Below are 7,404 nucleotides of genomic sequence, written 5' to 3' on the forward strand. Positions count from 1 at the left end.
CGCAAAGAACCGTGTCGGTAGACGAGTTTCCGATCTCTACCACGATGGCCGGTTCGTTGTTGGAAATCGAGCCTGGGGCGATGCGCGAACTGCATTGGCACCCCAATGCCGACGAGTGGCAATACTACATCGAAGGCGCTGCAGAGATGGCGGTGTTCCTTGCCGAGGGACAGGTTGTCATTGAGCAGTTCGAGGCAGGGGACATCGGTTATGCGCCAATGGGTTCCGGCCACTATATCCGCAACACGGGGCCAGGAGTCCTGCGGGTCCTCGTCGGGTTCAATAACGGTCACTACGAGGCGAACGACCTCTCCGCCTGGCTAGCGGCCAATCCGGTCGACGTGCTGGCGGCGAATCTAAGCTTGCCGAGGGTGGCGGTGGCCGGTCTGAGGGCCAGACCGGGTTTTCTGGCGCCCGGCGCCCCGTGACGGACGCGGCTGAAACCGACCGCGTCACCCATCGCCGTCTCCCCGACTACTCTCCTCCTGGCGCGTAGGCTCGTTCTCGGTCGAGTGGTGGGCGAGAACGGAGCGGGGCTGAACACTGTGTTTCATCCAGAAGGAAAGCACAAATGAACACACCGGTTTGGCTCATCACCGGCGGATCGAGCGGGCTGGGCGCGTCTATTGCGCACGCGGCTCTGCGAGCCGGACATCGCGTGGCTGTCACGGCGCGGGACAGCTCTCGCCTGGACGCGCTGGCCGCGGATTATCCAGGCGCGGTACTGCCCCTATCGATGGATTTGACTAGCACCACCGAAATAGAGGCGGCCGTTGCGGCGGCCGAGGGATGGCATGGCCATATCAACGTACTCGTGAACAATGCGGCGGTCGGCTACCTCGCCCTAATAGAGGAAGGGCAAGACGAGAAAGTTCGTAAGCTATTCGAAACCAATGTGTTTGGCGCGGTCGCGGCCATACGGGCTGCCCTGCCTGGCATGCGCGCACGCGGAAGCGGGACGATCATCAATATCTCCTCGACCAACGGCATCGTCGCCATGCCGTCCCTCGGCTACTATAGCGCGTCGAAATTCGCTCTCGAAGCGCTCACTGAAGCGCTGACGCAAGAAGTCGCGCCGCTTGGCATACGCGTGATGTCGGTCCAGCCGGGGGGCATGCCGACGGGCATAGTCTCGCGCAATCTCCGGAGCCCGAGGATCGAGGGCTACGATGCCCCGGCGCATGCCATCATGGATCTTCTGGAAAACGACAGAGATGGCGCCCTTGCGCCGAGCGACCCCCATCGGATTGCACAGATACTTGTCGGTCTGGTGATGGCTAAAACCATGCCTCGGCAACTTATACTTGGCCCCGACAGTTGGGAGGCCATTACGTCAAAACTGATCGCGCAGCGTATGGAGTTCGACGCGTGGAAGGATATCGCCTACAGCACGGTCGCACTGTGAACGTTCCACGAGTTCGTCCGGGGATCGGTCAAACTGTCCGGAGAAGCTTCCGACCAATTAGCGCGGACGATACAGAGGTGGGAGCTAGCTCCGTCTCGAGCGAGGCCGCTGGTGTGTCGATCGAGAGGCGAAGGCGATCAGCTAGGATGGTCGCTTTGCCGGGCGTCTAGCCTCAATCTTCGTTCTCACGAGTGAGTCCTGACGTCCTGCCGCAACTCGGACGGCCCTGCGGCGTTCGCGTTGTGCTTGCTGGTGTAGGGTCACGCGTGGACGGCACGTACGCCATGTTCGGCTAGTGCGGCTGCGTTGCAGCCGTGTCAAACGGTTCGGTTCGCCGGAATCAAACCGAGATCTGCCAGGAGACTGGCAGATCTCGTCGGATCTATGGGTCTGTCTTTGCGGGTAGCAGGTCAGGCGGCGACGGATCGGCTGCTGATGCGACGCTTTTGTCTTGAACGCAGGGATAGCCCAAGACCAATGAAACCGCCGCCCTGGAACAAAAGGTCGACGGTGAGAACTGCGCCGAGGAGCCACAGGCCAACGGCAGGCCAAGTGGCGACAATGAACATGCCAACAACGACGGTGAAGACGCCGCTGCCGGCGATCCATCCCCACCCACCCTGGCTGCGAAGCTGCAAGCCAATAACAATGCGAAGGGTGCCAGCGGCAATGAGCAGGACGCCGAGCACCAGGGAAATGCCGACGGCGGTTAAGACAGGATCGTAGACCGAGATCGCTCCGGCAGCCGCATAGAGCAGTCCGGCCAGGAGGTAGAGAAAGCGGCGGCCCCAGCTGCCAGTCGTGAAGGCGTGGATGATCTGCATCACGCCACCGGCGATCATCATGGCGGCAATATAGAGAACGGATACGAGCGTCGCGAGCAGGAGGTTTAGGCCCGCAATCGCACCGGTGACCAGAAGTCCAATGCCAAGCGCTACGAACCAACCCCACTTGCCGTGAAGTTCCTTCAGTGGCGCTCCGGGCGAGCGGTTGATGGTGGTGTCGAACATTTCAGGTCTCCTTCTTTGCTGGATCGGATAGGCTTGATGCATCTGGCCAAGGGCCAGAAGATCGCGTGGCGACCACGGAATACCCGAGGAGGTGCGCTTATCGCTGAGCGCCTCAGAACGCTGGATGGACCGCTCGCCGGCTACCTGAGAGCGTCCTCGACGGTCGTCGCGATCCATTGTTCGACGGTGAGGCCGACGTCGCCCGCATGAACTGCCGCCGCGGCCGCCACGGAGGGAGGTAGCGGTACGTCGTAGATGATGTCCTGGATGCTGTTGGCTGCAAGCACTTGACGCGTAACGTTGTCGGCGAATTGTCTCACTCTTTCGAGCTTCTCCTCGTGGCTGCCGTCGGTACTGGCCGACACGGCCGGACAGTAGAGCGCGATAAGGTAGTTGATCGTATCGTCGCTGGACATTCCGTGCTCCCGCAGAAGCTGGATTGCCGTCTGCAACTGGGCGGGCTGGTCAAGCGTGAGCCCTTTAGGAACGAATCCCGTGACCTCGCCCTCTAGCGGGGAAACGTGGAGGTCGGCCGCGGACGGGCACTGCAGTTCTTGGGCATAAAGCCGCGCTGGAACCGCGACGAGCGCGACGTAAGCGGTCACCACAGCAACGACCAGGTTACAGGATTTCATGGCCATCTCTCCTGGAGAGGGAGTAAAGGGAGCGAAACGCATAGAGCACCCGCCATCGCCGACGTGTTTCCCCGGCAAAACGCTTGAAGACGGTGAACAAATGTGCCTGCGCCTGGAAGCCGACGCTCAGTGCGACCTCGACCAGTGAGTATGTGTTTTCGGCGAGCACGACCTTGGCGTGATGGGTCCGCCTGCGCACCACATACTCGTGCGGACGAAGATCGGTTGCCGTCCGAAACTGGGCTGCAGAATACATCCTGCTCAGGCCCGCTTGAGCCGCGAGATTACCAAGGCTGATCGTGTCAGCAATGTGGTCTTCGACATATAAGGCCCGCTTCAGCCGCCATTTCACCAGGGCATTTCCTGGGGTATGCGCGTTTTGGGTAACGCACAGTCCGAGCCAACGGGCGGCGACCGCAAGCCTGATCACGTCATCGTAGATGCCTCTAGACATGGGTTCGGGGTTATCAGTCGCAGGCGTATTGTCGAACATGCACGGCCCCTTGTGTCTCATTCCGCATAGGCCGGGCCGGCTGCGCTCGTCGTGGGGATCGTCGATCCTTTCCCCAGATGCGACAGCAGTAGGACTGCTCAACACGCCGAAATGACGGTCCGGTTACCCCGGTGAATCTGAACGTCACCCGTGCTCGGCTCAATTCGTACAATCGTCTTGCAACATGTACCCTCGCTTAGGATTCCCATGCTTTGGATTTAGACAACCTGCCGATGCGGTCCGCGAAGCCTTCCTGCGGCCAAGCGTCTGGCGCTCGGACGTCCGCGGTCGAGGCGCCAAGCCAACGTCGGAAGAGCGAGCGGAGGTCGCTCCGGTCAGCGGCTTCATGTTCGAAGCCAGCGCCCCGGTTCTTACTCGTCGTGCGCCAAGCTCTTCGCGCGCGGCTTCGCCATATCGATCGGCTCGGCTTGCAGCACGATCGGGCAGGACGCGCCCTGTTACACCTGAACTGCTCGATTCCTGGCTTCGCATGCTGAGCCTGATGGAGCGCCCGGACCAGGTTCCGGCCCTGGCCCCGGCCTACCAGCGCGAAATTCTCTTCCACGTGCTGAAGGGGCCACTCGGCTGGATGCTGCGGGATATGGCGACCCCAGATACCACGCTTTCAGGGGTCGGCATCGCCATTCAGTGGCTCAGGGAAACTTCGCCAAGCCGCGCCAGTTGTACGTTTGTTCGCAAAATCCACTCCTCTTGCGCAACATGACAAGAGTAAGTTTCGCCTCTGCCGTCCCATCGGCTGGGATGCCTTTGCCGATCTCATCTAGAGCGAGAAGCTTCCCTCGCTTTTCCGCCCGTTCCAGCTGTGCAGAGCCATTCCACTGGCTCGCATCCTGGCAATAGAGTTTCTCTCAACGCGCAGTGTGCATGATCGCATCTGGGGGCGTGGGACGTTTCGAGGGGAACACGATCTGGCATTTGAAGTTTGCTCATAACGCAGCGTCTGCTTTGACGAGTTTCGCCTGCGCAAGCCTTGCGCCTGTCATCATCTGGATCAAGGCTCGCGTGAGAAGAATGTCTCCGATAGCGACGAAGATCGCGAAAGCTTCTCGCAAGGGCTTGACTGTGGCGTCGGCGCTGGCGCACCGGCGGAAGTCTGCTGTCCCGGCTTCGTACCGGTCGCTGCTCACGCCAACTGTGGCTAAGCCCGACGTCCCATCCGCTCTTCACGCCGTTCAGCATCGAACGCCTGCCTTCCCTTCGCATTCCATAGGTTGCGCGCATGCTCGCCTTCATCGCTCTGCAGCTTGGCGGCGATCCGAAGCAACGCGCCGTAGATGGTAGCGCGATCGTCGTTGGTCAGATCAACGATGCCCGCCTTGACGACGAGACCGCCAAGTTCGATGAGCTGCCGTGTGCGCTTGCGACGCTCGACCTGCCAGGTGCGCATATCATGCCGAGCCAGAGCCGCCTGCCGGCGATTGTGGGCCGCCCGGTTGCGCTGGAGTGCCGCGAGGGTTGCGCTGAGATGCCGGAGCAGTTCGCCGGGAGCCGCTCTCGAAAAACATCACCCCACGCTTGGCCCATGCCTCACGCTTTGCGGTCTCTTTCGTCTCGGCGATTGCAACCAGTGCGCCGGCCAGTTCGTCGGTGCTGAGCTGGTCGGCGCCGGTGGCGATCACCAGCTCTCCAAGCTGCTGGACCTTTCTGGTTCTGAGCTCTCGCGCCTTGTCTTCCAGCGCCTTCAGTTCCGCATCGTAGTCGCGTGGCTTGCGCATCTGCTGTCTCCATCATCTCCATTGATTGTCGATGCAGCGATGATAGGCGAGCGTCTGCCGGATGGCTTCAGGGTTGCCGAGACGGCTCGGGACGCGCCGGTCCATCCCGAGAATTTTTCGAGGGAGGGCGCGCTTATACGTCGTGCCGACGTACGCTTTGCCGTGCAAATGATCTGCTCGCGATGGCGATCTATCATCTTCACGTCAAGATCATTGGCCGCAAGGCAGGCAGCAGCGCGTTGGCTTCTGCGGCCTACCGCTCGGCTTCGAGGCTGCGCGACGGGCGTATCGAACGTACTCACGATTTCTCGGCCAAGCGCGGTGTTGTCCATTCCGAGGTGATGCTGCCTGAGGATGCTCCGGAGGCCTGGCGCGACCGCGAGAGGCTGTGGAACGATGTCGAGGCGTTCGAGGTCCGCAAGGATGCCCAGCTCGCCCGCGAGGTGGAGTTTGCGCTCCCGCGAGAACTCAGCCAGGCGCAAGGCATCGAACTGGCGCGCGACTTTGTTCAGGCTGAGTTTGTGAGCCAGGGCATGGTCGCCGATCTCAATGTGCATTGGGACAGGGCGGAGGATGGCAGCCCCAAACCGCACGCTCATGTCATGCTCACCATGCGGTCCGTGGACGAGAACGGCTTTGGCGCCAAGGTTCGAGACTGGAATGCTACCCAGCTGGTCGAGCGCTGGCGCGAGCGGTGGGCGGAGCTTGCCAATGAACGCTTGGCCGAACTCGACATCGACGCCCGCATCGATCATCGCAGTCTGGAAGCGCAGGGCATTGCCCTGGAGCCGCAAACCCAGATTGGTGCGCCAGCGCAACGCATCGAGGGCAGTGACCTTGCTGCTGGCGATAGTGAAGCAGATCGCGCCGAACTGCACCGCGAGATCGCGCGCAACAATGGTGCGCGCATCATTGCCGATCCAACCGTAGCGCTCGATGCCATCACCCATCAGCAATCGACCTTCACCCGAAAAGACATTGCGAAGTTTGCGCATCGGCACAGCGATGGAGTGGAGCAGTTCAACGCGGTAGTGGCAGCCATCGGCAACGCACCCGATCTGGTCGAACTCGGCAAGGACATGCGCGGCGAAAACCGTTTCACCACCCGGCAGATGATCGAGACCGAACAGCGCCTTCACCGCGCTGCGGAACGTATTGATTTGGACGAGCGACACGCGGTGAGTAACGCACATCGTGAGGCAGCATTGGCGCAGGCTGCGCAACGCGGGCTTGTCCTGTCAGGCGAGCAGATCGATGCACTTGCGCACATCACCGATGGCCACGGTCTTGGTGTCGTTGTCGGCTTTGCCGGAACGGGCAAGAGCGCCATGCTGGGCGTTGCGTGCCAGGCATGGGCAGCGGCGGGCTATGAGGTTCGAGGCGCCGCACTCTCCGGCATTGCCGCCGAGAATCTGGAGGGCGGTTCAGGCATTTCGTCACGCACCATCGCCAGCATGGAACATAGCTGGGGACAGGGCAGGGATCTGCTCAGCGCCCGCGATGTCCTGGTGATCGATGAGGCCGGCATGGTCGGCACGCGCCAGTTGGAGCGCGTGCTCTCCCATGCGGCGGACGTTGGCGCAAAAGTCGTCCTCGTCGGCGATCCGCAGCAATTGCAGGCAATTGAAGCCGGTGCGGCATTCCGCTCGATCCATGAGCGACATGGTGGCGTCGAAATCGGTCAGGTGCGCCGGCAGCGTGAGGACTGGCAGCGTGATGCCACGCGCGATCTTGCAACCGGCAGGATCGGCGCTGCGATCGACGCCTATGACGCGCAGGGCATGGTGCACCAAGCTGCGTCGCGCGATGAGGCACGCAGCGATCTTGTCGAGCGCTGGGATCGGGACAGGCATGCAGAGCCTGAAGCGAGCCGGATCATTCTCACCCACACAAACGACGAAGTGCGCGCGCTCAACCAGGCAGCGCGCGAGCGGATGCGCGCGGATGGAGATCTCGGCGACGAAGTTCAGGTGGATGTGGAGCGCGGTGCAAGGACCTTCGCACGCGGCGACCGGGTCATGTTCTTGCGCAACGAGCGGTCGCTCGGCGTCAAGAACGGCACGCTCGGTGTGATCGAAGAGGTCAGCGTCCAGACGATGACGGTTCAAACCGATGACGCCAGGTC

General features: G+C 61.7%; 8 protein-coding genes and 1 pseudogene. 4 read left to right on the plus strand and 5 right to left on the minus strand.

Features of this window, described 5'->3' with window-relative positions:
* Together EN964_RS18440 and EN964_RS18445 are read left to right on the plus strand one after the other, a co-directional pair.
* A partial coding sequence (locus tag EN964_RS18440) for a cupin domain-containing protein (protein WP_127276602.1) occupies positions 1-428 on the plus strand: 428 nt, incomplete at its 5' end.
* A 143-nt stretch (positions 429-571) separates the two neighbouring features.
* Positions 572-1,405, plus strand: a complete 834-nt coding sequence (locus tag EN964_RS18445; protein WP_127266655.1) for an SDR family NAD(P)-dependent oxidoreductase — start codon at positions 572-574, stop codon at positions 1,403-1,405.
* Positions 1,406-1,815: 410 nt separating this feature from the next.
* Here EN964_RS18445 and EN964_RS18450 read toward each other — a convergent pair whose 3' ends face one another.
* The 3 genes from EN964_RS18450 to EN964_RS18460 are packed head-to-tail and all read right to left on the minus strand — an operon-like array spanning position 1,816 to position 3,543.
* On the minus strand, positions 1,816-2,592 hold the full coding sequence (locus EN964_RS18450; protein ID WP_245465160.1) for an HdeD family acid-resistance protein: 777 nt from the start codon (positions 2,590-2,592) through the stop codon (positions 1,816-1,818).
* Positions 2,556-3,050: a hypothetical protein gene (locus tag EN964_RS18455; RefSeq protein WP_127266657.1), complete on the minus strand. Its 495-nt coding sequence runs from the start codon at positions 3,048-3,050 to the stop codon at positions 2,556-2,558. Before EN964_RS18455 ends, EN964_RS18450 begins: the two co-directional genes overlap by 37 nt.
* Positions 3,037-3,543, minus strand: coding sequence for a helix-turn-helix transcriptional regulator (locus EN964_RS18460; RefSeq protein ID WP_164748739.1), 507 nt, complete (start codon positions 3,541-3,543; stop codon positions 3,037-3,039). Before EN964_RS18460 ends, EN964_RS18455 begins: the two co-directional genes overlap by 14 nt.
* Before the next feature lie 346 nt (positions 3,544-3,889).
* Between EN964_RS18460 and EN964_RS38640 the strand changes: the two are divergent.
* Positions 3,890-4,204, plus strand: a pseudogene (locus EN964_RS38640) (AraC family transcriptional regulator N-terminal domain-containing protein); the annotation flags it as partial.
* A 498-nt stretch (positions 4,205-4,702) separates the two neighbouring features.
* Here EN964_RS38640 and EN964_RS18470 read toward each other — a convergent pair.
* Positions 4,703-4,951, minus strand: coding sequence for a conjugal transfer protein TraD (locus EN964_RS18470; RefSeq protein ID WP_127266660.1), 249 nt, complete (start codon positions 4,949-4,951; stop codon positions 4,703-4,705).
* 1 nt (position 4,952) lies between these two features.
* Positions 4,953-5,279: a conjugal transfer protein TraD gene (locus EN964_RS18475; protein WP_127266661.1), complete on the minus strand. Its 327-nt coding sequence runs from the start codon at positions 5,277-5,279 to the stop codon at positions 4,953-4,955.
* 182 nt (positions 5,280-5,461) lie between these two features.
* On the opposite strand from EN964_RS18475, the gene traA reads away from it, so the two are divergent.
* Positions 5,462-7,404 (plus strand): Ti-type conjugative transfer relaxase TraA (gene traA, locus EN964_RS18480; RefSeq protein ID WP_127276604.1); only part of this gene is annotated, 1,943 nt, incomplete at its 3' end.

It is taken from the genome of Mesorhizobium sp. M7A.F.Ca.CA.001.10.2.1, assembly GCF_003998575.1.
Lineage (GTDB): Bacteria > Pseudomonadota > Alphaproteobacteria > Rhizobiales > Rhizobiaceae > Mesorhizobium.

What these genes read in the sequence shown, in the direction of transcription:
- EN964_RS18450 (WP_245465160.1), bottom strand. Translation starts at nt 2,592, where the DNA reads ATGGATCGCGACGACCGTCGAGGACGCTCTCAGGTAGCCGGCGAGCGG.
- EN964_RS18445 (WP_127266655.1), top strand. Translation starts at nt 572, where the DNA reads ATGAACACACCGGTTTGGCTCATCACCGGCGGATCGAGCGGGCTGGGC.
- EN964_RS18470 (WP_127266660.1), bottom strand. Translation starts at nt 4,951, where the DNA reads ATGCGCACCTGGCAGGTCGAGCGTCGCAAGCGCACACGGCAGCTCATC.
- EN964_RS18475 (WP_127266661.1), bottom strand. Translation starts at nt 5,279, where the DNA reads ATGCGCAAGCCACGCGACTACGATGCGGAACTGAAGGCGCTGGAAGAC.
- EN964_RS18455 (WP_127266657.1), bottom strand. Translation starts at nt 3,050, where the DNA reads ATGAAATCCTGTAACCTGGTCGTTGCTGTGGTGACCGCTTACGTCGCG.
- EN964_RS18460 (WP_164748739.1), bottom strand. Translation starts at nt 3,543, where the DNA reads ATGTTCGACAATACGCCTGCGACTGATAACCCCGAACCCATGTCTAGA.